Below are 26,119 nucleotides of genomic sequence, written 5' to 3' on the forward strand. Positions count from 1 at the left end.
AATTATAAAAATTACAAAATATATTCTATATTCTGAAATTTAAGATGATATAAAGGCTATTTATATAAAGAAAATTGATGTAAAGATTGTTTTATTTGAAAATTTGAAAAATAATTTGGGTAAAGTTTGAAAAAGTGATGTGAAAAAAATCCGGCAACTTGTGGCTACCGGATTTGTATTTTAGTCTTCGTGGGAATTGTAGTTGTCTATTTCTTCTTTTTGTGGAAGGATGTGGACTTTTACTTTTTTGATCCTTTTGGTGTCTACAGCCATGATGGTGAACACGAAGCGGTCATATTTGATTTTGGCTCCACCTTTTGGAAGCTTGGAGTTGATTTCCAGCAGAAGGCCGCCAAGGGATTCGCTGTCGCCTTTTACCTCGTCAAAAATTTGAGCGTCCAGGTCTAGTTTTTTACAGAAATCGTGGAGGGAGATTTTGCCCTCAAAAACAAAAGTATTCTCATCCAATTGCTGGAAAAAGATGTCATCCTTGTCGTCAAATTCATCGTTGATCTCCCCGATTATCTCCTCAATAAGGTCTTCCAAAGTCACCAGACCGGATGTTCCCCCGTATTCGTCGACCACGATGGCCATGTGAACCCTCTTTTTCTGAAAGTCTTTCAGTAGGGTATCCACCTTTTTGTTTTCCGGCACAAACATCCCCTTTCGGATCAATTCCTGCCATTTGAAATGCTCGTCCTTTTCAATAAAATTCAGCAAGTCCTTGATGTAAAGGATGCCCTGTATATTATCAATGGTGTCTTTATAAACCGGGATCCTAGAATACCCACTTTTGTTAATCTTGTCCATGAGCTCGTGGAAGTCCATATCCACATCCACTGCCGTGATGTCCATTCTGGACTGCATCACCTGCCGTACGGAAAGGGTACTGAAATTTACAATCCCTTTCAGAAAATCTTTTTCTTCCGTGGTGGTGTCTTGGCTGGTAATCTCCAGTGCTTTGTGCAATTCATCCACCGAGAGGGTGTAACCCTTCTTTTCAATCCTGTTTTCGATTACATTGCTTAGGGCCATTAGCGTTACCGAAAGGGGTTTTAGTAAAGTGGAGAAAAAGCCGATGGTGGAGGCCATTGCTTTGGAGAAAGGGATTCTGGCCTTGTTGGCATACACTTTAGGTACAATCTCCCCAAAGAACACGATCGCAAAAGTCACCCCTACGGTTTGCACAAATATCACCACCGCTGAAGCCACAGAAGTACCCATGATAGACCAGGTAATAAAGGTAGTCAGCATGACTATACCGATATTAATGAGGTTATTTAGGATTAGGATGGTGCTGAGAAGCTTTTGCGGGGTCTCTACCAACTGGATCACTTTCTGGGATTGGCCGTCGTTTTCCTCATTGAGCTGGTTGAGATCATCGTGGGAAAGGGAAAAGAAGGCCACCTCAGAGCCCGACACGAGGGCGGAAAAAATCAGCAAAAGGATAAAAATGAAACTGTTTATCACAATATAACCGGCTGAAGCCTGTAAGGCCTCAGCCAGCAATAAAATACTCGGATAGGGGTCGTCGTCCATTAATTTATTTTAATCTTTTTTACAAAATTAAGGATTAAAAAATCAATAATCCATTCTTAGAATGGTAGATCATCATCCGAACTGTCGTCCATTCCACCGGAATTGCTCGGCATGGAGGCCGATTGGGCTGGTTGTTGGTGCATGGTATTTGGATTTTGGCTTGGGGCACCGCCGCCTTGGCTGTCGCCCCTGCTTCCCAACATGGTAAAGCTCAGCACCCGGATTTTGGTTCTTTTTCGGTTTTGCCCTTGGTCATCCTGCCAGGTATCGCTTTTGATTTTGCCTTCCACAAAGATCTGGCTGCCCTTTCTTAAGTATTGCTCGGCAATTTTTGCCTGCCCGTCCCATAGCTCCAAGTCATGCCACTCGGTGTTCTCTACTCGGTTGCCCATTTTGTCTTTATAAGACTCGGTAGTGGCCAGTCGCAGATTCGCGACTACCTTGTCACCTTCCAGGTGCTTTACCTCCGGGTCTGCGCCCAAATTACCTACCAAGATGACTTTGTTTACTCCTGCCATTAGTTTGTATGTTTAAATGATGAACAAAAAGTTTTTCTTCAATTTAGTCAAATATTCTGATCGTTCAAATAGTTTACAATGAGTTTGGGTTTGCCCAGCTCCTCCACCTCTTTGGCCGAAAGCAGCCTCCAGCCATGTTTTTGCCCCAATTCTACGAGTTGGGAGAGGGAATCCTTTTGAACTTTGATCTCCACAAAGGTTGAAAAAATTCTTTGATGGGAAAGAATATGACGGTATTTGATTTCGGGCTCGTAGAGAACTGAGGCGCTTATGGCTTCCAATTCCCGGTAATATTTGGAGCTGGCCAGTTCAAAATCATCCAGCTCCTCTATTTCCTCAAGAGGAAAATCGTGGAGTCCTTCCCAGATATCCTGTCCGCCCCTTTTTTTCATCATCAGATTTTCCCCGCAGGATATGGCGTAGTAAACAAAATTTCTGGTTCGTACCTTCACTTTCCCCTTTTTGACGGGCAACTCGCCAATCAGGTCGTTTTGGAATGCAAGGCAGTTTTCCTGCAAAGGGCAACTGGAGCAATCAGGGTTTTTAGGGGTGCATTGGAGGGCGCCAAATTCCATGATGGCCTGGTTGAATTCATCAGGCTGGTCTGCGGGAATCAGCTCATTGGCTAGGCGTTCAAATTCTTTTTTGCCCTTGGGCGAAGAAATATCCTCGCTTACTCCAAAGTAGCGGGCCAGTACCCTGAAAACATTCCCGTCTACCACGGCGACTTTTTCCCTGTAGGCAAAAGAGGCGATGGCGGCGGCTGTATAGCTTCCCACACCTTTGAGTTTCAACAGATCTTTATAATTATCGGGAAATTGGCCATTGAATTCATCACTTACCTGAATGGCACAGTGGTGGAGGTTTCGCGCGCGGCTATAGTATCCCAATCCCTGCCAAAGGCGTAGGACATCGTCGAGTGGGGCCTTGGCCAAATCCTGAACTGTTGGGTATTTTTCCAGAAAACTTTCAAAATAGGGGAGGCCTTGAACCACACGGGTTTGTTGAAGAATAATTTCGGAAAGCCAAATGATGTATGGATTTTGGGTGTTGCGCCAAGGCAGATCGCGCATGTTTTGGGGGTACCAATGTAGAAGCTGCCTAGTGAAATGCTTGAAATTCAAAACTTTTGAAAATTTAGGGAATGACTTTACGTTAAACAAATGACGCTAATTTTCCTGAATTTGTTTTTATATTGTAATCATTGGTATAAATTTGCAATCCCAAAATGAGTTGGTTAATAGGTTATTAGCTTATTAGATAATACTTAATTTAAATTAAACAGAAGGTGACTAAAGCAGAGGTAATCACAAAGATTTCGGATAAGACCGGAATCCAGAAGGACGATGTGACTCAAACTATTGAGGCATTTTTCAAAGTAGTAAAAGACTCCATGTCAGAAGGAGAGAACATTTATGTCAGAGGTTTTGGAAGCTTTATCAATAAGAAAAGAGCCAAAAAAATTGCCCGTAATATCTCCAAAAACACGGCAATTGTAATCGATGAGCACTATGTTCCGGCTTTCAAGCCATCTAAAGTGTTTATTGACAAAATCAAAAACAGCAAGAAAGTAAAAGAATTGGCTCCTCAGGAGTAGGAAGCCATAAAATGCCTTGTGGCCATCTCACCCATGGCCACAATTCTTTATCCTCCCCCTATTCATGAAAAAATCGCAAATCATCGTTTTGACAGCCGGAGTGGCCTTAGTGGCCGGATTGTATACCCTGCCTAGAGTAGTGGTAGACAATGCCGAGGAAGGGCAGTCGGTAGAAAATACCGCCGCCGCCGAAGCGCCAGTTGCCGAAGAGATGCACAACCCCAACGCCAAGGCCGTAGATTACGATCAGGTAGCGGAATTGAGGTCAAAAATGGAAGTTGAGGAAAATAAAGAAAATTTTGCTATATTTGCAGATTCAATTGGCTCGCTTTATGCAAGTTCGGGAAAATACGATAGTGCGGCATATTATTATGCCCAAGCTGCCGATAAAGTTCCTGCACCCGCTAGGTGGGAAAAAGCCGGAAATGCCTATTATGAGGCCTACGGTTTTGCCATGAACCAGGAGAAGATCAACACCCTTGCAGGCAAAACGCAAGATTACCTTAATAAGGTATTGGAGCAACATCCTGAAAGATTGGATCTGAAGACCAAAGTGGCGATGACTTATGTGACATCGGAAAACCCCATGCAGGCAATAGGCATGCTGAGGGAGATTTTGGAACAGGATCCGCAAAACGAATCTGCTCTCTTCAATATGGGCGTGCTGTCTATGCAGTCGGGCCAGTATAAAAGAGCAGCCGAACGATTTGAGGATTTGGTCAGTTATCATCCTGAGCATATTCAGGGGCAGTTTTACTTAGGGGTAAGCTACTTTGAATCCAAGCAGAAAAACAAAGCGAAAAAACAATTTGAGTTAGTCAAAAGCATGACCCAGGATTCTATGATCCTCAACAGTGTGGAAAACTACTTGGATAGAATATAATTGTTACACTTAAAATCAACAAGACTATGCCTTGCGGTAAAAAAAGAAAGAGACATAAGATCGCTACGCACAAGCGTAAGAAAAGACTTAGAAAAAACAGACATAAGAAGAAGTAGTAACTACTTCTTCTTTTTGAGTTTTTAAACCAAACGTTCATTAACATAAGAAAGGAGACACGATTTGAGTACGGAATTATTAATCGATTCTGCTCAAAACGGTAGTCGAATAGCTCTTTTAAAGAACAAGAGCCTGGTGGAGCTTCACACAGAAGAAGACGACTCCAAGTTCAAGGTTGGTGATATTTATCTGGGCACCGTTCGTAAAATCGTCAGTGGGCTAAATGCGGCCTTCATTGATGTAGGATACGAGAAAGATGCCTTCTTGCATTACCAGGATCTTGGCCCACAGGTCAAGAGCCTGAGCAAGTACATCAAAATGGTGCGGAATAATAATTACACCAGCTACAATTTAAAAGGGTTTGATCCAGAACCTGAAATAGAAAAGCTGGGAAAAATTTCCCAAGTCCTTTCTAAAAACAATCAAATTTTAGTTCAGGTTGTGAAGGAACCGATCTCAACGAAAGGTCCGCGACTATCCTGTGAGCTCTCCTTAGCCGGTCGCTATCTCGTATTGGTGCCTTTTTCCAACTCCGTCAACGTATCCAAAAAGATCCGAAGCGCAGAAGAAAGAAGAAGACTAGCCAGATTGATCACGTCCATCAAACCTGCCAATTTCGGAGTAATCATCCGCACTGTGGCAGAAGGCCAATCGGTTACCGAATTGGACAAGGACTTGAGAAACCTGCTCACCAGTTGGGAAGAAGGCATGGCCAAGCTGGCCAAAGCCAAGCCCAGGGACAAGGTAATAGGAGAAATGAGCATGGCATCCTCGATCATAAGGGACCTGCTCAACGAATCATTCGACGCAATCACGGTGGAGGATGAGTTAATTTATGATCAGATTAGATCTTATATTAAGTCTATCGCCCCTGAAAAGGAAAAAATTGTTAAGCTTTACAACGGAAAAGCTAAGCTCTTTGAAAGTTTTGGAATTGAAAAGCAAATCAAAAGTCTTTTCGGACAATCTGTAAGTTTACCCCAAGGGGGCTATGTGATCATAGAACATACAGAGGCCCTGCACGTCATCGACGTCAATAGTGGCAATAAGTCCAATCAAGAAAGTGACCAGGAAACAACAGCATTTAAAACCAACCTGGTAGCTGCCAAAGAAATTGCCAGACAACTTCGCCTCCGGGATATGGGAGGCATTATCGTCATCGACTTTATAGATATGAAAAGGGCCGACCACAAAAAGGCCATCTATGAAGCCATGAAGGAAGAAATGAAGTCTGACAGGTCAAAAAACACCGTCCTACCCCTTACCAAGTTTGGTCTTTTACAGATCACACGACAACGGGTGAGACCTGAGATGAATATTGTTACCAAGGAAACCTGTCCATCTTGTAACGGCACCGGTAAAATCCAAGCCTCCATTTTGGTGGCGGATAAACTGGAAAAAGACCTTGATTACATGATTTCAAACCAAAACCATCCAGATATCAAAATAGGCTTGCACCCTTATCTGTACGCATACTTTACCCACGGTATAGTATCCAAGAGGGTCAAGTGGTTTTTTAAGTATTTCAAATGGGTGAAATTGATCAAAGATTCCTCACTACCAGTGACGGAGTACAAATTCCTGGATGAAGCAGGAGATGCAATAGAACTTCAAGTAAAAAGCGAGGCCGAATAAGGTCTCGCTTTTTTTATGTTTTCAATAGCCACAAAGGCGGGAAGGCGCGAAGTTTTTAATAACGGAGCTCTTATCGAGCGCATTTTTTCCGCATCCATCGTTTTAAATTTCATACCCCAATAAAATCTTCAAATCCCGCCCGGTTTATTAGGGAAGTTGTATGGTCGGGATAGGCTTGAAGAAAGGAGGCAGGGAATCTAGCCTTCTGCTCTTTCCATTTGAATTCAAATGCATTCAGGACTCCATCCGTCTCTTCGATGTAGTCAATTTCTGCCCTGTCATGGGTGCGCCAAAAGTAAGAATTTACATGCTTTCCATTGTAGGAATTATTTTTTAACCGCTCAGAAATCAGAAAATTCTCCCATAGCGCACCTTTGTCCTGCCTCATTTCTGGTATAGTAAAATTACTGATCAAGACATTCCTGATTCCATTATCATAGAAGTAATATTTTCTGCCCTTCTTGATTTCATTTCTTAGATTTCTGCTGAATGCCGGAAGCTTGTAGATTACAAAGGCTTTTTCCAGTAGGTCCAAGTACTTTTCAACAGTGGCTGTATCAATGTTTCCTATAGTTTGGGACAACTCATAATGACTGACCTCACTGCCTACCTGAAAAGCCAAGGCCCGCAAAAGTTTCTCTAAGTGGCTAGGTTTTCTGATGTTTTCAAGCTGCAAGACATCTTTGTAGAGATAGCTTTGGGCTATTTCAATGAGGATATCTTTTTCACTTCCGGGATTATTGACCACGTCCGGATAAAACCCATACACCAGTCGTGTATCCAGCAGTCTTTTGGCTTCCATTAAGGAGCTACCCTCTATGGTTTCCTGGTAACTGAGGGGAAACAAGTGGAATGTCTTTTTTCTCCCTGTCAAAGGTTCAGCCGTGTTATTCTGCAGTTCGAAGGCTGAAGATCCCGTTGCGATGATTTGTAAGTCAGGTTTTGTATCAAAAATCAGCTTGAGCTTTTTGCCGATTTCAGGAATCTGCTGTGCCTCATCAATGATGACCAGTTTATTTGTTGAACCCATCAGTTGTAATAACTGTGAGCTGGTTGCCGCAGTAGTAAAGGCTTCCAAAACATCCGCCTCATCGGCATTTAACCATGCGTAAGGTACATCCAATTCCTTCACTACCTCTCGGAGCAAAGTGGTTTTACCAACTTGCCTTGCCCCTAATAATATAATCACCTTCTTTTTAAAACAAGAGGCGATTATTCTTTCTTTGAGCTTTCGAGGGACCATAATTCATTGATTTAAAAGTGAATTTACAAAACATTCACCACATATTCCTAAATTTAGGCCTAATATTTCGATTATGTTCTAAAAATTAGGCCTAATATTTCGATTACGTTCTAAAATTTAGGCCTAATTTTTAGAATTAGGTCATAAACCTGCTTTTCCGAGGGGATGAAGAATCTTCACATTAAAATAGAAAATTGAATCAATTTCTCTGAGGACTCTGAGACTCCTCTGTGGTTTCTTTCAACCTCCACAACCTCCACCAAGGGGTGCCGGGGCTGTCGTGGTGCTCGTAGTGGTATCCAAAAAAATAGCAGCTCAAGAAACCCCACACGTGGTTTCCCTTCATGCTGCCTGATTTGTGTTTGTTGTTGTGCTCGCCCTTGTGGGGAATGTAGGTTCCAAAGTAGAATAATTGGAATGTAGAAATGATGGCAGGAAGCATCCAGAATAACACCAGGTTCTCAACAGGAAAAAACAGCTTGAGCACATTGAAGGTAATGGCCATCATCAGAATTTGCCAAATATTTACATAGGTCGTGATAAATGATAAATACCAGCGCCAAAAGTTTCCAGAATGGTGGTAGTCGGGATCATCATCAGTGGCTACATGCTTATGATGTTCGTGGTGTTTGGGGTAAAGGCGGTGGTAAAAATTGAAGCTGAAAAGCAATGCAGAGAAGAAACCGATGGCATGATTTAATTTTTTATTACTGCTCACCACCCCATGCATGGCATCGTGGGCAGTAATAAAGAGCCCGGTATATAAATGCATCTGAATCAAAATTGCCAAATACACTAAGGGGTTAGCATAATTTATTTCGACTTGTAGCAAAAGCGCAAGAGAGCCGGTCCATAAGAAGATTATGGACAAGGCAATGATCACACCGGTAGGGTCAACTCTTTTGTGCTCATAAGTTTTCATGATCAAAAGGTAAGAAGCTTTTCCCTCACATCTTCCATCAGCCACATGGGCGTAGAAGTGGCCCCACAGATACCCACACTTTGGTTGTCTGAAAACCATGAAGGGTCGAGTTGATCTATATTGGAAATAAAGTGCGTATTAGGGTTGGTGTTTTTACAGACGTGGTACAAGACCTTACCATTGGAAGATTTGGTGCCACTCACGAAGACGATCTGATCGAATTTTTTAGAATATTCACGCAGTTCTTTGTCTCTGTTGGAAACCTGACGGCAGATGGTGTCATTGAAATTGACCTGAATGCCGCGCTCTTGCAGCATTTTGTGGATCTCGTAGAACTTGTCTGTACTTTTTGTGGTCTGGCTATATAAAGTAATACTTTTCGGAAGTGTGGCGATATCCAGCTCATCCAAATCCTGAAATACAACCGCCTCATTGGAGGTCTGGCCCAAAAGCCCTTCAATCTCCGCATGGCCTGGCTTGCCATAGATGTAAATCTTTTCAGACTTGTCGAAGGAATTTTTTACCCTGTTTTGTAGCTTCAGCACTACTGGACAGCTGGCGTCTATCAACGTCAAATTGTTGTGAAGGGCAAGTTGATAGGTGGAGGGTGGCTCCCCATGGGCTCTGATGAGAACTTTTTCGCCTTGGAGCTCCTTGAGTTGCTCATGGGTGATGATCTTCAGTCCCTTCTTTTCAAGCCTATGTACCTCTTCATCGTTGTGCACAATGTCACCTAAGCAGTAAAGATACTCCTCCTCTTCCAAGATCGCCTCCGCCATTTCAATGGCGTATACCACCCCAAAGCAAAAGCCTGAATGCTTGTCTATGTCTACCTTAAGATTTAACATACAATTTCTCTGTAATTACAGGGTGGTCAACTTTTTTTAAGAACATCTCATAAAGGGAAATATTCATCAATAGAAGGCTCATAGAATAAACGATGTCCTCCACGGGGATGGTTCCCAGTCGGATACTCAGGTTTTCGGCATTATTATACCATACTATCGGATTTTCTATCCAAGTGCCGGTCAATATGCTATTTACTATTAAGAAAGGGATCAGATGGATAAGGTAAGCCATATAAAATCTCCCCAAGTGCTTGTTTCCAAAGAAAGCCAAATGTGCTCCCAGCACCATAGCTGCAAACAGAAAATTCAAGCTAGTGTACCATTTGTCCAAATTCCACAATCCTATCATAAGAAATGCGGCAATCAAAACCAGCGTCAATGGCTGGCTGAAATTTTTGAAATAGTCTTTAGGCACAAAATAATTCAGTACTTCATATATAAATATGCAGGCAAAAGGAACGGTGAAAAAGAACATCCATTCCTCTATTGGCAGAGAGAAGACGAACAAATCAACCAAATAGGTGGAATTGAAACCCCAAACCCCGATCTCAGTGAAAAAATGATCCCATATGATGAAAACTGCCCCAGTCAGGATTAAGGCAGGAAATAAAGCTTTCCATTTTTTGGCATAATTAATCCTTGGCTCAAATGAGCGGATCAAAGGCACCGAAATAGTCAGAAGGTTTATGGCAAGATAAAGATACTTTTCCATCACTCAAGGCCTAATTTTGTACCGAAGTAGGTTCCCACTAACAATGACAATTTCCTGGAATTCGGAATTCTCACCCGCATCGAGGAGATTGTTTCCGGACTGCAGTCCCTGATTTTATTGAAGAGCGAGCGGTAATATTTGTAGGCCAGGTACACCCCAGTTCGTGCTCCTTCAGGTAGCTTTTTGATTCCGATCAAAGCTTCCTGAAAATCTTTTTCTATATCCTCTTCTATTTGGGTTTTGGCGAGTTCGTTGAATTTGCTGTATTCCAAACCTGGAAAATAAACGCGGCCTCTTTCCTCAAAATCGCTCTTCATGTCCCGAAGGAAGTTTACCTTTTGGAAGGCTGCACCCAACTTGCAGGCATAGCCTTTTAGTTCTTTGTATTGTTTCGGGTCATCCTTGCAGAATACCTTCAGGCACATCAAACCCACAACTTCTGCTGAGCCATAGATGTATTCCTCGTAGGTGGCCTTGTCATACACCAAATCTTCCAAGTCCATGGCCATACTCTTCAAGAAAGCCTCTACCAAATCTAGCCCTATATCGTACTTGTGGATGACCAGCTGAAATGCATGCAGCACTGGGTTGAAGCTTATCTTTTCCTCAATTGCTTTGTATGTTTCAGCCTTAAAGGTATCCAGTAATTTTCTTCGATCTTTATCGTGAAAGGTGTCCACAATCTCATCAGCAAATCTGACAAAACCATATATGCCATAAATGGGCTCATGAAATATCTTGTCCAGAGATTTGATGCCCAATGAAAAAGAAGTACTGTACCGCTGCGTGATAAGTTTGCTGCACTCCAAAGAAGTAGAGTCAAAGAGTTTGATCGCATCCATAGCCTAAATAGTTACTGGTGTTTTTTTAAAGTCCTTCATTACTTCCCTAGCCACCACTTCCCCTGATATCAAGGAAGGGGGTACCCCAGGGCCGGGAACAGTTAGCTGTCCGGTATAATAAAGGTTGTTTAAATTCTTGTTCTTTAAAGTAGGCTTTAAAAAGGCGGTTTGGGTCAGTGTGTTAGCAAGTCCATATGCATTGCCCTTAAAGGCGTGATAGTCCTTGCTGAAGTCTGTATGAGCATAACTGCGTTTATAGACAATATGTTTTCTAACAGGTTCATCAATATATTTTTCCAGCCTCTCCATTACCATGTGGTAATATTTTTCCCTGGTTTCCTCATCATCTTGAAGGTCTGGTGCTAATGGGATCAATACAAACAGGTTTTCCTTGCCTTCCGGTGCCACGCTTGGGTCCGTGACCGACGGGGCACAGACATAAAACAATGGCTTTTCTGGCCAACGTGGACGGGTATAGATAGCATCTGCGTGCTCACTCAGGGACTCATCAAAGAAGAGGTTGTGGTGGTGCAGACCTTTGAGTTTTTTATCCACTCCCAGATAGAAAATCAGACTCGATGGCGCCATCACGCGCTTATTCCAATAATTTGCCTGGTAGTTGCTTAAATTGGGTGGTAAAAGGTGCCTATCCACATGGTGGTAATCCGCTCCGCCAATGAGAACCTCTAATTCAAGACGGGAATCATCCTTTAAAACTACCGCAGTTGCCTGACCATTTTTGGTTTCAATATAATCGACTTCTGCGTTATAAATGATGTTTACGCCCTTTTCCTCAGCAAGTGAAACCATGGCGGCGATGATTTCATGCATGCCACCCATGGGATACCATGTGCCGAGCTTAATGTCGGCATAGTTCATCAAACTATATAATGCTGGAATTTTTTCTGCAGTTTGCCCAAGAAAAAGCACTGGAAACTCTAGCAACTGGAGGATTCTGGGGGATTTGAAATATTTTCTGAGGTGTTTTGACATGGACTGGAACAGGTCCAGTTTGACTAGATCTTTAACTAGAGATACCTGGGTAAATTCCATCATGGACTTACTAGGCCTGTAGACAAAGTCCTGTATGCCGACCTGATACTTGTATGCAGCCTGCTCCAAAAATAGCTCAAGTTGCTTGGCACTTCCCGGTTCTATGCTTTCGAAGATCTCCATTAGCTCAGCCAGAGAAGCAGGTACATCCATACGGTCCCTATCCCCGAAAAAAACTGAATAAGAGGGGTCTAACCTGATGAGGTCATAATAATCAGACGTTTTTTTTCCAAAGAATGAAAAATACTTGTCAAACACATCCGGCATCCAATACCAGCTTGGCCCCATGTCAAAAATAAAACCCTCGGCCTCGAACTTGCGAGCTCGTCCGCCGGGGGTTCCGTTTTTTTCCAACAAGGTCACCTGATAACCCTGATGGGCTAAATGAGTAGCGGCAGATAATCCGGCAAAACCGGCTCCGATCACTACTACTTGGTTTTTTACCATACTAATTTTTATTCTTATATACGTTGAGTTCTTCTTTTAGGATCTTCCTAGCAATATGGATTCTATTTTTAACAGTTCCAATTGGTATACATAACTTATCTGCTATTTCGTGGTATTTAAAACCTCTAAAATGCATCATAAATGGTGTTTTATACACATCATCTAGCTTAGCAATAGCGCTTTGAATGTCCTCCATCGCAAAATCACCATATGCCCCATTTTCAATCAGACTGTCCCCAGAGTTGATGTAATGAAGATTATCAGTGGTATCTACGAAAGTTCCCCTTCTGATCATGCGCTGGTAATTGGTGATGAAGGTGTTTTTCATGATGGTATATAACCATGCCTTCAGATTGGTGCCATCCGTAAACTTATCCTTGTTGGTAAACGCTTTGACGATGGTATCCTGCATCAGGTCATTGGCATCATCCATATCTCTGGTCAACTTCAGGGCAAAAGGCTTCAGTGATTTGGACATCTTGTGTAGTGAGTAGCTGAATTCTAGTGTTGTCATGGTGTAGTAGTTTACGTGGTGTTTAATGGTTTTGTTTAAGTAAAGGTAGTAAAGTTTAAACAAACATCCAATAGTGAGTAGGAAAATTTGCAGAAAAATTTTTGATAATCTGTTGTTTCCTAATAAAAATGCCTTATAAATGCCATTAGGGCATAAAACAAAAAAAGCAGGAATACGAAATATTCCTGCTTGCAAAGTCAAGTGTATGGTAAGCGGTTACTTATTCTCTCCGACGGTTTCAAGATCCTCTAAAAGCTCTTTAATCTGCCGGATGTGCTTAAACACTTTGGCATTTTCCGGGATTTTTAAATCTTGATTCAAGACTTGAAATCCAGTAAGCAGGATTTGCGATTTTTGGAACCTGTCACACAATGCCTCAACATAATCTTGGACATACTCACTGCTCGGTGATGTGGTGACAATGGTCAGTAAAAAATCAGGTTTATGAATGTTATAAACCGACAACAAATCATCATTTGGTGTACTTTGGCCTAAGTAAATGACCTTGTGTCCCTTAGACTTAATTATATACGCCGCAAATAATAGTCCAATTTCGTGTAGTTCTCCCTCAGGCAGAAATAATAACCATTTTTTTCCGCTGTCCCTATACATCTGTCCATCTATCGCCACGATTAGTTTCTGTCTGACCAAATTGCTTATAAAATGCTCATGCGAGGGGTTGATGGCCCCCGTTTGCCAGAGGATGCCTATTTTGGCCAGAAAAGGGTAGATGATGTAGATCATGGTTTGCTCAAAACCGATCTTTAAAATATTGGTCGAAAGAATTTTGTCAAACCGCTCCTCGTCCATTTCCACCATGCTGATGGTAAGGGCGTAGATCTGGTCCTCATGGGTGATGGTACGTTTGGTAAGGCTGTATACCTCCTCTCGCATTTCCTCCATGCTCATTTTGGCAATCTTGCTGATTTTATAGCCGTTCTCATTGAGGAGGGCTACATTGAGGATCAATTTTAGATCATCATCATCGTAAAATCGAATATTGGTGTCCGTCCTTTTAGGACTAAGCAGGTTGTACCGCTGCTCCCATATCCTGAGCGTGTGGGCTTTGATGCCCGACAGCTGTTCCAGATCTTTTATCGAATATGTACTCACTATGATGTTGATTAAATTATTGATCCTTCCTTTATGATCCTTCCACTACCGACTTCACCTTTGAAGAGAATAGATTAATGAAGAGATAAATTTTATAAAAAAAAATGAGAATTATTGAGCTTGCTTGTTTTATTAAGCAAGACTTGAAATAATACTTTTTTATTACCACTTATAGGTATTTAAGTTTGAGTGCCTTAACCTAAGCTTCATCTGATATATTATTTTATTAGGCCAAATTGCTATTATGTCCGATGATAAAACCATGTAAAATTCTGTAAGGTTTCCATTACAGGATAATTGCTAACACTCCGAAAAAGAATGTCATTGCTAAAAGTAAAGTCATAGCGAGGGGATTTTGTTTAGGAAATTGTGCCTTTTTGTAAAACAACTGTAACAAAAATGCCACACCTAGCCAGCCAAGATAATTGCTGATAGGAATGACACCGCCTTCCCATTGCCAGAAATCCAAAGCCACTGCCACTGGCTCAATTAAAATATCCAAGCCCACCATCATAAATGCTGCACCTAAGGCTGCCAAAAAATCATTGGCAATGTAGCGCTCAGCCAAATTTCCTGTCAGATAGGTCAATAAAAACCAATTGACCCCGATCATTAGGGGCACTCCCCAGAGTTGAATTCCCAGCACCGGACCGTAAATATATTCGCCAAACAGGATGCCTGTCTGCACGCCCAACACTTCTGCTAGAAAGCCGATCAAAAATGTTCCGATAGCAAATACGATAAAGTTTTTGTTCCAACCGGCATGAAAAAGCAGGAGGGAAAATGTGCTGATGGCCAGGTGAAATGGTGTCAGGAACTGGAATATCGGACGAAGGTCCGGTATGGACATTCCAATGATTCCAACACCATAAAGTAAAACGGTAATGATTTTCCAAAGACCCAAATTCTTCAAAACTGGGCGGCTGGTGAACTTAACTTCTGAAAGGGGCATATTTTTTAAACCTGATAAAAAGGGTTCATTGGATAACCCAATTCCCCTATCTTTGTTATAAAGTTAAAATTTAGAATCAAATATATAATTTATGATACTATATAGCGTAACTGTAAATATTGACACGGATGTTGAAAATGAATGGCTAGACTGGATGAAAAGTGAGCACATTCCAGATGTCATGGCCACGGGAATGTTTGTGGAATATAAGTTTTACCGACTGCTACATGAAACAGAGGATGGTGGTGTTAATTATTCAGTTCAATATTTTGCGGAAAGCATTGACAGAATACAGCAATACCAAACTGAATTTGCCACAAAGCTTCAGGAAGAAGTTAAGAAGAGATATGATGGCAAATATGTAGTATTTAGGTCCTTGCTGGAATCTGTTTAAGGATACCCATAAAACTTACGGTTCTTCAAATCTGTGGACCTAGGCTTTAGAACTACTTTCCGGTACAACCCACGCAGTGGCCCAGCATTGCCGCCGCAAATATTTGGTACCTGGTACTTTGTACTTGGTACCATTTTTACTTATTCCCCATTGTAATCAACCTGATCCCTTCCAAGGTTAAATTCCTGTCCACCTCGTCAAATTCACTTTCAAGTTTGACCAAAATCGACGACAGTCCTCCCGTGGCGACGATCTTGAAATCCATATCAGCGAGTTCGTTTTGAATATCAGCCAGCATTCCCTTTACCAAACCGGTGTATCCATATAAAATACCGGCCTGAATGGAGTGGACGGTTCCCTTTCCGATTACCGACTCCGGCCACTCCAAGTCGACCTCGGGAAGTTTTGCGGTATTGTTGAAAAGGCTCTTGATGGCTGTTTTGATCCCTGGGACAATGTTGACTCCCATCACTTCGCCGGAAGCTGAAACAATGGTAAATGTCAAGGCGGTTCCAAAGTCTACAATGATAGTGGCCTGTTTGTATTTTTCATATGCGGCGGTGACATTGGCCATGAGGTCGGTGCCGATTTCATCAGGTCGGGCCACGCTGACCTTGAGGTTGTCGTAACTTTTTCCTGCAATGATATAGGGCTCCCTTCCCAAGAAAGACTTGCAGAATTCTATGATGGTGACATTGAGTTCCGGCACCACCGAACTTACACCAATCTCCTCAATATCGCTTACATGAAAATCTTTCTCTAAAAAATAGAGGTGCACTTTTTCCTGTAGAGATGAAACCAAAAGGCCGGGCCTGGTTTCTACCCTCAATTCAGCCTTCCATTTTCTATTTTCCTGATCGTAAAACCCGAACACGATGTTCGAGTTTCCTATATCAATTGCTAAAAACATGTAGTTAATTTTTCAGATCCAAAGACATAAAGATATAAAACCCATGCATCTTTCTTCATTTTTATTAACTTCAGCGCCATGTATACGATCAGAGAAGGAAAAAAAGAAGATTTGCCGAGGGTGTTTGAGCTTATTCAGGAACTCGCCCTTTACGAAAAGGCCCCTGAACAAGTGACCAACACCGTCGAAATGATGGAAAAGGACGGTTTTGGTGACAACCCGGTATTTGGGTTTTTTGTTCTCATCAAAGATGAGACCAGCGAAATCATCGGTACGGCCATATATTATTATAGGTACAGCACCTGGAAGGGCAAAAGACTTTATCTTGAGGATTACATTGTGACCGAAAAGGAAAGAGGAAAAGGCGCAGGCAAGCTCTTGTTTGAAGCAGTGCTCCAAAAATCCCTTGAGAAGAACTGCACCGGCATGATGTGGCAGGTCCTCGACTGGAACGCCCCCGCGATCAATTTCTACGAAAAATACAGCACCTACATGGAAGGCGGCTGGTTCAACTGCCACCTGCAATCCGAGGAGATTGAAGAGTTGTTGAGGAAAAGTTAGAAAGGGGCACAACGGGCACTTTAGTAAATTGTCCACTAAGTCGCACAAAGTTGGTCACTAAGTCGCACAAAGTTACGATGAAGGCGCATACAGTTTAACTTTTGGGAAATATTAAAAAGCATGTATAATTATGAAAAAATAATTTCTTAATTTAGTTGAAGTCAACCACTTCAGGTAGGTGTTTTTTTTATTATAGATGTTTTTTCTCAACTGATTTTTTTATGGAGACAGAGATTGTTGCCAAAGCAGTATTAGACTGTGCTTATAAAGTCCATACGCATTTAGGGCCAGGGTTATTTGAAAGTGCATACGAGGAATGTTTGTATTATGAGCTTTCAAAAGCGGGTATAGCTGTTGAAAAACAGAAAATTTTGCCTTTTCTTTATTTTGACTTAGAGATTAAAGCAGGTTACAGGTTAGACCTTCTAGTTGAAAATAAAGTTGTTGTAGAAATTAAATCTATAGACAGCTTGAAAGATATCCACACCTCCCAGATTTTAACCTACTTAAGGTTAATCCAGTGTTAAATTGGACTGCTGATTAATTTCAATGAAAGGTCCCTCAAAAACGGTATTAAAAGGTTTGTTCTTTAAACAGATCTCGAGGATTTGTAAATTCATTTGACATTCTATTAAAACCGCTTCTTGGGTTAAGAATAATATATAAAACTTTGTGCGACTTGTTTTTAATACTTTGTGCGACGTTGTGATTTATTGAAAAACTTATTGCGTCAACGTAATTAATTTTATTTTTGCGCATGAGGAAGTTTTTGTTGTGGGCATTTTTTCTTGTGCCTTTGAGTGTTTGTGCCCAATCTGAACCTGTCGAGGGAAGGGAGAGTAGGGGGAAGGTGTTTGAGAAGCTTTTTGACGCGGCCGATGGCGTGGTGGGGTTTGTGAGCGGGGAAAAGTGGAGCTTTATCCCGGCCGTCACCTACTCCCCGGAAACAAGCCTGGGACTGGGCGTAAGGGCCATCCGCGTATTTCGGCACCAAAGCGATACTTCTGGGATTGTAAGACCCAGCACGCTACCCATTACTTTTCTATATACTCTTAACCGCCAAATTATCCTCACCGGAGAACTTAACTATTGGCTCAACGAAAACCGGGACTTTCTGAATGCCCGAATAGAACTAACAGATTATCCCTTCAAGTTTTATGGAATCGGTAATGACTTGCCTGCCGAACAGGAGGAGTTTTATGCTACCCGCTATTTCTACATGCATCTGAATTACGAAAGGGAGGTGTTGCCTAGGCTTTATGTTGGACCAAGGTATGAATTCAGGGCAGACGACATTTATGAAAAGGAGCAGGAGGGAATCTTGGACCGGGGATTGGTGCCCGGATCGGCTGGACAAAGGCTTTCCGGATTGGGCTTGAAGGTCAACTGGGATTCCAGAAACAATATCTTTCAGCCCACTAGGGGCAGCTTTCACCAGTTTTCCTACATGACCTTTCAACCATTTTTGGGAAGTAATTTCACATTTGACCAATTTGATGTAGATTTCAGAAAATACGTGGGCTTCAAAAACCAAAACGTGTTGGCCCTGCAGAGCTGGTGGAGTTTCACTACGGGAGGCCCTCCCTTTCAGCATGTGAGTTTGATAGGGGGCAGTGACCTGATGAGGGGGTATTTTGAAGGGCGGTACCGGGACAATTTGGCGATGGTGCAGCAGGCCGAGTACCGCTTCAAAGTGTATAGAAACCTAGGAATGGTAGCTTTCGGCAGTGCCGGGCAAGTGGCCGACAGGTTTTCCACCTATAGCTTTTCCCGAATGCGCTACGGGGCCGGGGTCGGCTTCCGCTACCGCCTCAATTCCGAAGGCCTCAATATCCGGCTTGACTTGGCCTATGGGGACCAAAGAGCTTTCTATTTCGGATTGAATGAGGTGATTTAGAATTAACCGCAAAGAGAGCTAAGGTTCGCAAAGAAAAATTATAAATATAATAAAACCACAGAGGAGTCGCGGAGAACTACAGAGAAAGGATTTTGTACTTTGAGGGTTCATAACTAATGTGTTGAAATTAACCGCAAAGAAGCTAAGACACACAAAGAAAATTAAAATAACCGCGGAGACGCGCAGGACGCAGAGAATTAATTTTGAATTCGTTTCTACGCTCTGAGCCTCTAGTTCTCTGTGGTTTAAATAACCTAAACCATGATACCACTTTCAACTCCATATCTTGCCGGCAATGAATTGGAATATGTTAAGGAATGCCTGGACACTGGCTGGATATCTTCAGCTGGGGATTTTGTAGGGAAATTTGAAAATGCGATTAGCCAAATTGTAGGATACCCCAACACGGTCGCATGCGTCAACGGCACAGTAGGACTGCAGTTGGCATTGAAAGTTGGCGGGCTGAAAGATAGAGAACATGTGATCATCCCCAATTTGACTTTTGTGGCTACGGCCAATGCTGTCCACCATGCAGGTGGACAACCCATTCTAATGGATGTGGATCAAGAATGCTGGCAGCTTGACTTGGATATTCTTGAAGAGTTTTTGGAAACTCAGACCTTTAAAATTGAGGATGAAGCAGGGGTTGGCATCTATTACAACCTAACCAGGAGAAAAATTGCTTTCATCATGCCCGTTCATGTGCTGGGTAACATGGGGGATATGGAGAGGTTGCTTCAGATTGCAAAAAAGCACCATCTTAAAATAGTGGAAGACAGTACTGAGGCTTTGGGAAGTACTTTTGATGGAAAGCATGCAGGCACATTTGGAGATTTTGGAGTTTTTAGTTTCAACGGAAATAAAATAATCAGCACCGGCGGTGGGGGAATGGTGGTTTGCAAAAACCCTGCAGATGCCGCAAAGTTGAAGCATCTGATCAATCAAGCAAAGTCCCATTCCGAAGAGTACACCCATGATGAGACAGGCTATAATTTCCGCATGGTGAATGTGCTTGCTGCCATTGGGCTGGCACAGGCCGAACAGTTTTCCTCCCACCTATCGAGGAAAAAAGAAATCGCGGAAGCCTACAGGGTTGGCTTGAAGGATGTTACAGAGATATCTTTCCAAAGAATCTCGCCAAAGGTTGATAGCAACGATTGGCTTTTTACCATTCTATTAGAAAATCCTGCTGGCCTTCAGGCTTTTTTACAGAAGCAGGGAATCCAAACCCGGAAACTTTGGGTGCCGATGAACCAGCTTCCTATGCACAGCACTCTGCATTATATTTCAGGTAAAGATCAGAGCGACCTTCTGTATAAAAAAGCCCTGAGTTTACCCTGTTCAGTGGGCATTACAGAGAGTCAAATAATTCATGTTATTGGTAAAATAAAAGAATTTCTAGGAGTGAATCACTTCTGATTGGAAATTATATTTTAATTCTCAATAAAATAATCGCTTTTACTTTTGAATATCTAAATTTTTATTCTTCTTTATCTCACAAATGAATTTATTAATACAATGGAATTGTTATGGTAGGATTTTTACGTGTAGAGGAGTTTATTGACAAACATATTACAAAAAGAGAGCGGAGTTTTTTCTCAGAGGATTTTGAAAGCAAGAGACCGCTGCTCCGTAAGGAAATTGAAGGCAAATCAATACTAGTCATCGGTGGCGCAGGTACCATCGGTTCAGCATTTATCAAGGCGGCATTGGAGTTTTCCCCTAGCCGATTGTTTGTGGTGGACATCAACGAAAACGGGCTGACCGAACTCACCCGGGATCTTCGCAGCACGCCATGCTTGAATGTGCCGGATGCCTACAAGACCTACCCCATGGACTTTGGCTCTTTGGCATTTCAGAAACTTTACCTGAGAGAAAGCAAGTTTGACATCATCGCCAATTTTGCCGCCCACAAGCATGTTAGAAGCGAAAAGGATATTTTTGCAATAGAGGCCATGCTGGACAACAATGTGTTTAAGACCAAAAAACTTTTGGAACTCTTGAGCCTCAGACCGCCAAAGCATTTCTTTTGCGTGTCCACCGACAAAGCCGCCAACCCCATCAATATCATGGGTGCCAGCAAAAAGCTGATGGAAAATATCCTGTTGGCCTACCAGCATGAATTTAAAATCACCACCGCAAGGTTTGCCAATGTTGCCTTCAGCAATGGTAGCCTGTTGGATGGTTATATTTATAGAATTAAAAACAACCAGCCTTTGTCCTGTCCTGAAGACATCAAAAGGTATTTTCTTTCCCAGCAGGAAAGTGGCCAGCTGTGTCTTTTGGCGACAATTTTTGGACAGAGCGGGGATGTGTTTTTCCCAAAACTGAACGAAAATCAGCTCGTTTCCTTCAAATCCATCACCGAAGCATTGATAAAAGAGCTTGGATTAAATATAAAAACGTGTCATTCTGAGGCAGAAGCAAAAGATTATGTGCCTTCAAGCTCCGAATATCCCGTTTACTTCTTTCCATCCCACACCACGGGGGAAAAGTTGGTAGAGGAGTTTTATTCGCCATTGGATATTATCAACGATTCGGCTTTCAAAGGCCTGGGCATAATCAGAAATGACAACCAGGTTGAAATGGGCAAAATCGTCAATGTTCTTAACCAGATCCGCGAACTTCTGGACTGCACCAATGCGGAGAAAGCGGACTTGGTAAACCTTCTTGCCCTTCATATGGGGGATTTCAACCATGTGGAAACCGGAAAATCCTTAGATCAGCAAATGTAATTGTATGGGATCCTTTGATCTGTTTATGAAAAGAACTTTTGATATCACGGTGTCACTGGTGACGCTCCTTTTGTTTTTACCCTTATTGGTACCGATCATCATTGCCCTACGCCTCACCGGCGAGGGCTATGTTTTTTATAAACAGGAAAGAATCGGGCAGTTCAACAGGCCATTTTTCATTTACAAATTTGCTACCATGCTGAAGGACAGCCCAAACATGGCAGGCGGCATCATTACGACAGCAAAAGATCCCCGCATGACCCCCCTTGGGCCCTTTCTCAGGTCTACCAAAATCAATGAAATTCCCCAGCTTTTGAATATTCTATTAGGCCAAATGAGTCTGGTCGGCCCAAGACCGGTTATGAAGAAAAGTTTTGACCAATATCCTGAGGAAGTAAAAAGTGTCATCTACAATCTTCCTCCAGGTTTGACAGGGATCGGCTCGATCATTTTCAGCAATGAGGAGCAACTCATTACCGATGTAAAGGAGCGGGGGGAGGATGTTTGGGAATTTTATGTCAACCAGATTTATCCTTATAAAGGGGAATTGGAGATGTGGTATCAGAAAAACGTTTCTTTTTCAACTGACAACAAGATTCTGTTTCTGACACTGTGTTCTATTTTTAATGAGGATAAGAGTCTGATTTATAAAAGCTTTAAGACACTTCCCCGGCCTGCTTACATGATGGCAACAGCCTAAATAATTGGAATTTTTTGCTGGTAAAAAGTAATTATTGGAAGGTTTTTTGCAATAGATGAGAGGAGCGCTAACTTTTTTTGCGCTGAACTTATTACCCAGCCATTATTACTATGAAGCATTTTTTCCTTCTTCTGTCTTTCTTCAGTCTGTGCCTTGTCCAGGCTCAAGCACAAAGTTTCAACTACAAAAGTCCCGATAGGCCTTGGGCTGCCGAAATTGGGGCAGGGGCCTCATTTGTGCTGGCCGACAATTCATTTCCTTTTGATGACCAGTTAACTTTCAGACCTACCTTTGGGGGATCACTTGGTCTAACCAGAAACATCAGAAATAATCTGGGTTTGAAGGGAACAGTAGGCTATCAAAAAGTATTGGGTGAGGCGTTGGTGTCTAGGGAAGAAAGACTGGCCATGGGGCTCAACGATCAGGCTTACCAATTTTACGGGTATACGATTTTTGCGGATATTGCTCCTGAGATAAAATACCTGAATCGCACTTTCATCAATAGCCGATCCCATATCAACATGTACACAAGTCTGGGGGTTGGGGCCATGATGGTGTTGACCGACAATCAGATCCAGACAGGTTCAGGAAATCAAAAACGCAAAAACAATTTCTTGACGCCAATTTTGCCACTTCGAACTGGGATGTCGTATAGGTTTTTGCCACTATATGAAGCCTCCCTGGAGGCCGGCCTGTTATTCACTTTTTCCAACAACATAGATGGGCGGACCAATAACAACAGCATCGATGACCATATTTTGACCTTCAAATTTAAATTAAGAAAGCTTTTCTCCTTTGATTATTGATAAAGGGTTCTTCGAATGGCGAGCTTGAATTGAAACAGATAGTCGTTTCCAAAAGTGTTATAGCCCACATTTCCGTCCAAATCATCTGAAAGTGTGAAGAAAAACGACCCTTCGGCGCCAGCAGACCAGTTTAAGTTGAGCTGCCTAAGGTAACCAAACCTGATAGGGAAATAGGCCGTTTGGGTAAAGGCATCCTTTGTTATGATATTTTCGGCGATGAGCGTTTGCTGGGTTCTATACACCTGCAAAACTCCCATTCCGACACCCCCGTAAAAGCGGTTCGGTGATTTTTTATAGGGGTCTCCGATGGTAATTTCAGGCATTATATCAAAATAGTAAGCGTTACCGGAAAAGGCAAAAGCCTGGTTTCTTTCCCCCCATTTCTCAATTGTCCGATCCGGCACTTGGGTATTGCTCTGCAGCCATTGGGTGCCGAGAGTTGCCCGTATGCCCAGTTTTGGGGTTAAATGATAAATGTATCCCGCGTCAAAGGTCGGCCTTGTTTTGAAGTCCAGCATGGAGAGCCTTCCGCCGTTATCCGCATACATGAAGCCTGGGCCGGCGGCAAAAAAAAGGCTATGCCGAGGGGTTTTATTGCTGTAGCCCTGGGCTAAACCATCCAAATTCAGGCAGGTTAGAAAAAACAATATCCAAAGATTTTTTTTCATCAGAATCTCTTTTTTACTGTTTCTTCTGCAAACCTCCTACCAAATTGGTCTAGGGGTTTAGCGCGAGGGGACAATAGCTACTACAGACTGGAGCTCCCCTTTTCCAATAGTTAGCAGCAAGTGTCTCTTAAAGGGAAAAGCTTTGTAATTCTGAAAGAGGCTTAATAGTACCATCTAGCAGGTCTTCATCAACTAAACCTGCCTTTGCCGCAGGCCCCTAAACCGTCTCGCTCAAGGCGCAGTTTACCTCCCAGGGGAGGCCGAGAGCGGACATAAACCTGTCTGCTCAGGCAGGCTTCTAAACCAATTCATCTATACCTGGATAAATACCTGGTAAGCATAAGTTGGGCTTGGATAAAATGGTCATTTCTGGTGTTGGTACCGGCATTGCCGTCCAAGTAGTCGGAGAAGGTTATAAAAGCACTGCCTTCCAGGCTCATGTTCCAAAATGGGGATAGCTGGCGGCTCACTCCAAGCCTTAGAGGGATATATGGGGTGGAGGTTTGCACATCTTCCCTTGTGGTTTCCCCTACCATGTTTTGGCTTCGGAAGACGGTAAGGTAGCCAAATCCCGCTCCCGCATACACATTGATATCGCTCCTGATGGCTTCGTAGGGGGAATTGGAAAATAGATATACCACTGGCATGATGTCGGCAAAATATGTCCTGCCGGTGAAAGAAAGGGCATAGCCATTCTCTATCCAATTGGGGAAAAAGTTTTCATACACAATAGCATGTTTGCTACCGATTACTTGACCGCCCACGGTGGCCCTGAGGTCCAAGGTGGAGTTTAACTGTCTTGCATAAGAAAGCGAAACTGGGGGAAGGAAATTGGTGATATTCCTTCTGATCCCGCCGGTATTGTCACCGGCCATCACACCGAGTCCCGAACCAATAGAAACCGTGGAGTTGCCCCTTAACGATAAATTCCTGTTGAATGCCTGTCCATAAGATAGGTGGCAGAGGCAGCATAAAAAAACTATAAAAAATGCTCTCATAACCAAAAAGTTTGAATTATTGATTGTTATAGGTGTAAATATAATAAATTCTTAATTATCCGCAATGATGCCTGCTGCCAATTTCCTTTTGGACCCAGCGCCATCAGAAGTTCAACCTTCCCACGGTTCTCTAACATCCTAACCCTCCCGATCCGCAAAGCGGTTATCGGGAGATAACCCTCTAAACAATTCAAATATGGCTCTTTTTTTGTATTCATTTTACTAGTTACTTTTAGACCATTATCATATGAAAGCAAGATTTTTACCCCTATTCCTCCTATTTTTCATTGGGGGATTTCAGGCCGTATTGGCCCAGAACTTCAATTTCCAATCACTTGACAGGCCGTGGGCTGTGGAGGTAGGCGTGGGGCCTGGATGGACCTATGCGGATAATTCCAGTGCCTTTAGAAGAGCGGGATTTTCCCTACATCCGGCTGCATCGGTTTCTCTGGCTAGAAATATTTCCCCTGCTGTATCCCTCCGTGGGACCATAGGTTTTCAGCAGATGGAAGGGAACTTCAACGCTGATGAAGCCAGAAAAGTCCGGATGGGAGAGCAGGGCAATGCCTACCATTTTGAAGGGCAGATTTATTACTTTGATTTCATGCCTGTCTTCAATTTTGTAGGTGGACCGCGCCACATCAACCGTAGCCAGGTGAATATCTATGGTGGTATTGGTGTGGGTGTGATGGGAATCATGGGAGATTATGACATCATGGTCAACGGTGAATCCCAAAATGTCAACAACGACATGGTCATAGCCACCTTCCCCGCCCGGGCAGGCATATCCTACCGCTTCCGTCCCCAGTTAGACTTTGCCTTAGAGGGCACGGTTTTGATTACATTAAGGGATGATATTGACGGACACACCGGGTACAACCGCTTTGATGATTATCCGATGAATGTGCAGTTCAAAGTGAGGAAGATGTTTTCGTTTGATTATTAATTCGTGGTTTAGAAGGTTAGCCGGCCTGCGGCCTAGGTTAGGGGGTTAGAAATCGCGATGCGACGACAAGATTGGAAATTGGTTGAAGGGTTGAATGTCCCAGATGATATAGCTTCGCTCTATATCCTCTGGGACTGATTATGGGATTAATGATTGAATATCTTACGTTAAACTATTAAGCCTCCTGATGGGCACTGCGCGGGATGAAAGTGGGTAACGGGAAGATGGCAGGAATAAACCATTGAAGTGAACAGTCCATCAATTGCGGATTCCTTTATCAGCGCTCAGTGCACTGAGCGCTAGTTAGTTAACTGCGCTCTGAGCGCTGGGCACTGCGCGGGATGATAGTGGGTAGTGGGAAGATGGCAGGAATAAACCATTGAAGTGAACAGTCCATCAATTGCGGATTCCTTTATCAGCGCTCAGTGCACTGAGCGCTAGTTAGTTAACTGCGCTCTGAGCGCTGGGCACTGCGCGGGATGAAAGTGGGTAGTGGGAAGATGGCAGGATTGCAGCATTGAAGTGAACACTACATCAATTGCGGAATTCTCTCTCAGCGCTCAGTGCAC

General features: G+C 42.8%; 27 protein-coding genes. 12 read left to right on the forward strand and 15 right to left on the reverse strand.

Annotated features, from left to right (window positions below; translation table 11 throughout):
- Positions 1 to 180 precede the first annotated feature (180 nt).
- The 3 genes from gldE to mutY are packed head-to-tail and all read right to left on the reverse strand — an operon-like array spanning position 181 to position 3,220.
- Positions 181 to 1,539: a gliding motility-associated protein GldE gene (gene gldE, locus KIH41_RS14715; protein ID WP_213944232.1), complete on the reverse strand. Its 1,359-nt coding sequence runs from the start codon at positions 1,537 to 1,539 to the stop codon at positions 181 to 183.
- A gap of 56 nt (positions 1,540 to 1,595) precedes the next feature.
- A complete protein-coding gene (locus KIH41_RS14720) occupies positions 1,596 to 2,057 on the reverse strand; it encodes a single-stranded DNA-binding protein (protein ID WP_213944231.1) in 462 nt (153 codons plus the stop codon).
- Positions 2,058 to 2,104: 47 nt separating this feature from the next.
- Positions 2,105 to 3,220, reverse strand: coding sequence for an A/G-specific adenine glycosylase (gene mutY / locus KIH41_RS14725; RefSeq protein WP_317194959.1), 1,116 nt, complete (start codon positions 3,218 to 3,220; stop codon positions 2,105 to 2,107).
- A 125-nt stretch (positions 3,221 to 3,345) separates the two neighbouring features.
- Here mutY and KIH41_RS14730 point away from each other — a divergent pair, with 125 nt between their 5' ends.
- The 3 genes from KIH41_RS14730 to KIH41_RS14740 all read left to right on the forward strand — a co-directional run bounded on the left by KIH41_RS14730 (position 3,346) and on the right by KIH41_RS14740 (position 6,289).
- Positions 3,346 to 3,654, forward strand: a complete 309-nt coding sequence (locus KIH41_RS14730) for an HU family DNA-binding protein (protein WP_213944229.1) — start codon at positions 3,346 to 3,348, stop codon at positions 3,652 to 3,654.
- Between the two features lie 64 nt (positions 3,655 to 3,718).
- Positions 3,719 to 4,537: a tetratricopeptide repeat protein gene (locus KIH41_RS14735; RefSeq protein ID WP_214162867.1), complete on the forward strand. Its 819-nt coding sequence runs from the start codon at positions 3,719 to 3,721 to the stop codon at positions 4,535 to 4,537.
- Positions 4,538 to 4,717: 180 nt separating this feature from the next.
- Positions 4,718 to 6,289, forward strand: a complete 1,572-nt coding sequence (locus tag KIH41_RS14740) for an Rne/Rng family ribonuclease (protein WP_214162868.1) — start codon at positions 4,718 to 4,720, stop codon at positions 6,287 to 6,289.
- A 109-nt stretch (positions 6,290 to 6,398) separates the two neighbouring features.
- On the opposite strand, the gene KIH41_RS14745 is transcribed toward KIH41_RS14740, so the two are convergent.
- From KIH41_RS14745 to KIH41_RS14785, 9 genes are all read right to left on the reverse strand, one after another.
- Complete coding sequence (locus KIH41_RS14745; RefSeq protein WP_317194960.1) at positions 6,399 to 7,478, reverse strand: ATP-binding protein; 1,080 nt, start codon at positions 7,476 to 7,478, stop codon at positions 6,399 to 6,401.
- Between the two features lie 253 nt (positions 7,479 to 7,731).
- Positions 7,732 to 8,454 carry a fatty acid desaturase gene (locus tag KIH41_RS14750; RefSeq protein WP_214162870.1) on the reverse strand — a complete coding sequence of 241 codons (723 nt, stop codon included), beginning with the start codon at positions 8,452 to 8,454 and terminating at the stop codon, positions 7,732 to 7,734.
- A 2-nt stretch (positions 8,455 to 8,456) separates the two neighbouring features.
- Positions 8,457 to 9,302, reverse strand: coding sequence for a 4-hydroxy-3-methylbut-2-enyl diphosphate reductase (locus KIH41_RS14755; RefSeq protein ID WP_213944224.1), 846 nt, complete (start codon positions 9,300 to 9,302; stop codon positions 8,457 to 8,459).
- A complete protein-coding gene (locus KIH41_RS14760) occupies positions 9,289 to 10,014 on the reverse strand; it encodes a lycopene cyclase domain-containing protein (protein ID WP_214162871.1) in 726 nt (241 codons plus the stop codon). Before KIH41_RS14760 ends, KIH41_RS14755 begins: the two co-directional genes overlap by 14 nt.
- Positions 10,014 to 10,856, reverse strand: coding sequence for a phytoene/squalene synthase family protein (locus KIH41_RS14765; protein WP_214162872.1), 843 nt, complete (start codon positions 10,854 to 10,856; stop codon positions 10,014 to 10,016). The genes KIH41_RS14760 and KIH41_RS14765 overlap by 1 nt, the downstream gene beginning before the upstream one ends.
- A 3-nt stretch (positions 10,857 to 10,859) precedes the next feature.
- The gene (locus KIH41_RS14770; protein WP_214162873.1) at positions 10,860 to 12,356 is read right to left on the reverse strand and encodes a phytoene desaturase family protein; all 1,497 of its coding nucleotides are present in this window, start codon (positions 12,354 to 12,356) and stop codon (positions 10,860 to 10,862) included.
- 1 nt (position 12,357) lies between these two features.
- Positions 12,358 to 12,870, reverse strand: a complete 513-nt coding sequence (locus KIH41_RS14775; protein ID WP_213944220.1) for an RNA polymerase sigma factor — start codon at positions 12,868 to 12,870, stop codon at positions 12,358 to 12,360.
- A gap of 216 nt (positions 12,871 to 13,086) precedes the next feature.
- Positions 13,087 to 13,983: a MerR family transcriptional regulator gene (locus KIH41_RS14780; protein WP_213944219.1), complete on the reverse strand. Its 897-nt coding sequence runs from the start codon at positions 13,981 to 13,983 to the stop codon at positions 13,087 to 13,089.
- Positions 13,984 to 14,269: 286 nt separating this feature from the next.
- Entirely contained in the window at positions 14,270 to 14,935 is a 666-nt protein-coding gene (locus tag KIH41_RS14785) for a carotenoid biosynthesis protein (RefSeq protein WP_214162874.1), read from the reverse strand.
- Positions 14,936 to 15,026: 91 nt separating this feature from the next.
- Here KIH41_RS14785 and KIH41_RS14790 point away from each other — a divergent pair, with 91 nt between their 5' ends.
- Positions 15,027 to 15,329 (forward strand): DUF4286 family protein, encoded by a 303-nt coding sequence (locus KIH41_RS14790; protein ID WP_214162875.1) that lies wholly within the window; start codon positions 15,027 to 15,029, stop codon positions 15,327 to 15,329.
- 136 nt (positions 15,330 to 15,465) lie between these two features.
- Here KIH41_RS14790 and KIH41_RS14795 read toward each other — a convergent pair whose 3' ends face one another.
- Positions 15,466 to 16,239, reverse strand: coding sequence for a type III pantothenate kinase (locus KIH41_RS14795; RefSeq protein WP_214162876.1), 774 nt, complete (start codon positions 16,237 to 16,239; stop codon positions 15,466 to 15,468).
- A 78-nt stretch (positions 16,240 to 16,317) separates the two neighbouring features.
- Between KIH41_RS14795 and KIH41_RS14800 the strand changes: the two genes are divergently transcribed.
- The 7 genes from KIH41_RS14800 to KIH41_RS14830 all read left to right on the forward strand — a co-directional run bounded on the left by KIH41_RS14800 (position 16,318) and on the right by KIH41_RS14830 (position 22,938).
- Positions 16,318 to 16,800: a GNAT family N-acetyltransferase gene (locus KIH41_RS14800; RefSeq protein ID WP_214162877.1), complete on the forward strand. Its 483-nt coding sequence runs from the start codon at positions 16,318 to 16,320 to the stop codon at positions 16,798 to 16,800.
- Between the two features lie 221 nt (positions 16,801 to 17,021).
- Positions 17,022 to 17,327: a GxxExxY protein gene (locus KIH41_RS14805; protein WP_317194961.1), complete on the forward strand. Its 306-nt coding sequence runs from the start codon at positions 17,022 to 17,024 to the stop codon at positions 17,325 to 17,327.
- Between the two features lie 230 nt (positions 17,328 to 17,557).
- Positions 17,558 to 18,697 carry a BamA/TamA family outer membrane protein gene (locus tag KIH41_RS14810; RefSeq protein WP_214162878.1) on the forward strand — a complete coding sequence of 380 codons (1,140 nt, stop codon included), beginning with the start codon at positions 17,558 to 17,560 and terminating at the stop codon, positions 18,695 to 18,697.
- Between the two features lie 261 nt (positions 18,698 to 18,958).
- A complete protein-coding gene (locus KIH41_RS14815; RefSeq protein WP_214162879.1) occupies positions 18,959 to 20,116 on the forward strand; it encodes an aminotransferase class I/II-fold pyridoxal phosphate-dependent enzyme in 1,158 nt (385 codons plus the stop codon).
- 110 nt (positions 20,117 to 20,226) lie between these two features.
- Positions 20,227 to 21,432, forward strand: a complete 1,206-nt coding sequence (locus KIH41_RS14820; protein WP_214162880.1) for a polysaccharide biosynthesis protein — start codon at positions 20,227 to 20,229, stop codon at positions 21,430 to 21,432.
- A gap of 4 nt (positions 21,433 to 21,436) precedes the next feature.
- Positions 21,437 to 22,132: a sugar transferase gene (locus KIH41_RS14825; RefSeq protein WP_214162881.1), complete on the forward strand. Its 696-nt coding sequence runs from the start codon at positions 21,437 to 21,439 to the stop codon at positions 22,130 to 22,132.
- A 110-nt stretch (positions 22,133 to 22,242) separates the two neighbouring features.
- Positions 22,243 to 22,938, forward strand: a complete 696-nt coding sequence (locus KIH41_RS14830) for a hypothetical protein (protein WP_214162882.1) — start codon at positions 22,243 to 22,245, stop codon at positions 22,936 to 22,938.
- Here the strand turns inward: KIH41_RS14830 and KIH41_RS14835 are convergent.
- A complete protein-coding gene (locus KIH41_RS14835; RefSeq protein ID WP_214162883.1) occupies positions 22,932 to 23,606 on the reverse strand; it encodes a hypothetical protein in 675 nt (224 codons plus the stop codon). The genes KIH41_RS14830 and KIH41_RS14835 overlap by 7 nt on opposite strands.
- A 308-nt stretch (positions 23,607 to 23,914) precedes the next feature.
- The gene (locus KIH41_RS14840) at positions 23,915 to 24,604 is read right to left on the reverse strand and encodes a DUF6089 family protein (RefSeq protein ID WP_214162884.1); all 690 of its coding nucleotides are present in this window, start codon (positions 24,602 to 24,604) and stop codon (positions 23,915 to 23,917) included.
- A 247-nt stretch (positions 24,605 to 24,851) separates the two neighbouring features.
- On the opposite strand from KIH41_RS14840, the gene KIH41_RS14845 reads away from it, so the two are divergent.
- Positions 24,852 to 25,550 carry a hypothetical protein gene (locus KIH41_RS14845; RefSeq protein WP_213944206.1) on the forward strand — a complete coding sequence of 233 codons (699 nt, stop codon included), beginning with the start codon at positions 24,852 to 24,854 and terminating at the stop codon, positions 25,548 to 25,550.
- Positions 25,551 to 26,119 lie beyond the last annotated feature (569 nt).

Source organism: Litoribacter ruber (assembly GCF_018500185.1).
GTDB classification, from domain to species: Bacteria; Bacteroidota; Bacteroidia; order Cytophagales; family Cyclobacteriaceae; genus Litoribacter; species Litoribacter ruber.

Excerpts from the sequence above, each read along its gene's own strand:
- KIH41_RS14815 (WP_214162879.1), top strand. The coding sequence starts at position 18,959 with ATGATACCACTTTCAACTCCATATCTTGCCGGCAATGAATTGGAATAT.
- KIH41_RS14830 (WP_214162882.1), top strand. The coding sequence starts at position 22,243 with ATGAAGCATTTTTTCCTTCTTCTGTCTTTCTTCAGTCTGTGCCTTGTC.
- KIH41_RS14845 (WP_213944206.1), top strand. The coding sequence starts at position 24,852 with ATGAAAGCAAGATTTTTACCCCTATTCCTCCTATTTTTCATTGGGGGA.
- KIH41_RS14775 (WP_213944220.1), bottom strand. The coding sequence starts at position 12,870 with ATGACAACACTAGAATTCAGCTACTCACTACACAAGATGTCCAAATCA.
- gldE (WP_213944232.1), bottom strand. The coding sequence starts at position 1,539 with ATGGACGACGACCCCTATCCGAGTATTTTATTGCTGGCTGAGGCCTTA.
- KIH41_RS14795 (WP_214162876.1), bottom strand. The coding sequence starts at position 16,239 with ATGTTTTTAGCAATTGATATAGGAAACTCGAACATCGTGTTCGGGTTT.
- KIH41_RS14755 (WP_213944224.1), bottom strand. The coding sequence starts at position 9,302 with ATGTTAAATCTTAAGGTAGACATAGACAAGCATTCAGGCTTTTGCTTT.
- KIH41_RS14765 (WP_214162872.1), bottom strand. The coding sequence starts at position 10,856 with ATGGATGCGATCAAACTCTTTGACTCTACTTCTTTGGAGTGCAGCAAA.
- KIH41_RS14840 (WP_214162884.1), bottom strand. The coding sequence starts at position 24,604 with ATGAGAGCATTTTTTATAGTTTTTTTATGCTGCCTCTGCCACCTATCT.
- KIH41_RS14800 (WP_214162877.1), top strand. The coding sequence starts at position 16,318 with ATGTATACGATCAGAGAAGGAAAAAAAGAAGATTTGCCGAGGGTGTTT.
- KIH41_RS14785 (WP_214162874.1), bottom strand. The coding sequence starts at position 14,935 with ATGCCCCTTTCAGAAGTTAAGTTCACCAGCCGCCCAGTTTTGAAGAAT.
- KIH41_RS14825 (WP_214162881.1), top strand. The coding sequence starts at position 21,437 with ATGGGATCCTTTGATCTGTTTATGAAAAGAACTTTTGATATCACGGTG.
- KIH41_RS14720 (WP_213944231.1), bottom strand. The coding sequence starts at position 2,057 with ATGGCAGGAGTAAACAAAGTCATCTTGGTAGGTAATTTGGGCGCAGAC.
- KIH41_RS14760 (WP_214162871.1), bottom strand. The coding sequence starts at position 10,014 with ATGGAAAAGTATCTTTATCTTGCCATAAACCTTCTGACTATTTCGGTG.
- KIH41_RS14790 (WP_214162875.1), top strand. The coding sequence starts at position 15,027 with ATGATACTATATAGCGTAACTGTAAATATTGACACGGATGTTGAAAAT.
- KIH41_RS14810 (WP_214162878.1), top strand. The coding sequence starts at position 17,558 with ATGAGGAAGTTTTTGTTGTGGGCATTTTTTCTTGTGCCTTTGAGTGTT.
- KIH41_RS14835 (WP_214162883.1), bottom strand. The coding sequence starts at position 23,606 with ATGAAAAAAAATCTTTGGATATTGTTTTTTCTAACCTGCCTGAATTTG.
- KIH41_RS14805 (WP_317194961.1), top strand. The coding sequence starts at position 17,022 with ATGGAGACAGAGATTGTTGCCAAAGCAGTATTAGACTGTGCTTATAAA.
- KIH41_RS14770 (WP_214162873.1), bottom strand. The coding sequence starts at position 12,356 with ATGGTAAAAAACCAAGTAGTAGTGATCGGAGCCGGTTTTGCCGGATTA.
- KIH41_RS14820 (WP_214162880.1), top strand. The coding sequence starts at position 20,227 with ATGGTAGGATTTTTACGTGTAGAGGAGTTTATTGACAAACATATTACA.
- KIH41_RS14735 (WP_214162867.1), top strand. The coding sequence starts at position 3,719 with ATGAAAAAATCGCAAATCATCGTTTTGACAGCCGGAGTGGCCTTAGTG.
- KIH41_RS14750 (WP_214162870.1), bottom strand. The coding sequence starts at position 8,454 with ATGAAAACTTATGAGCACAAAAGAGTTGACCCTACCGGTGTGATCATT.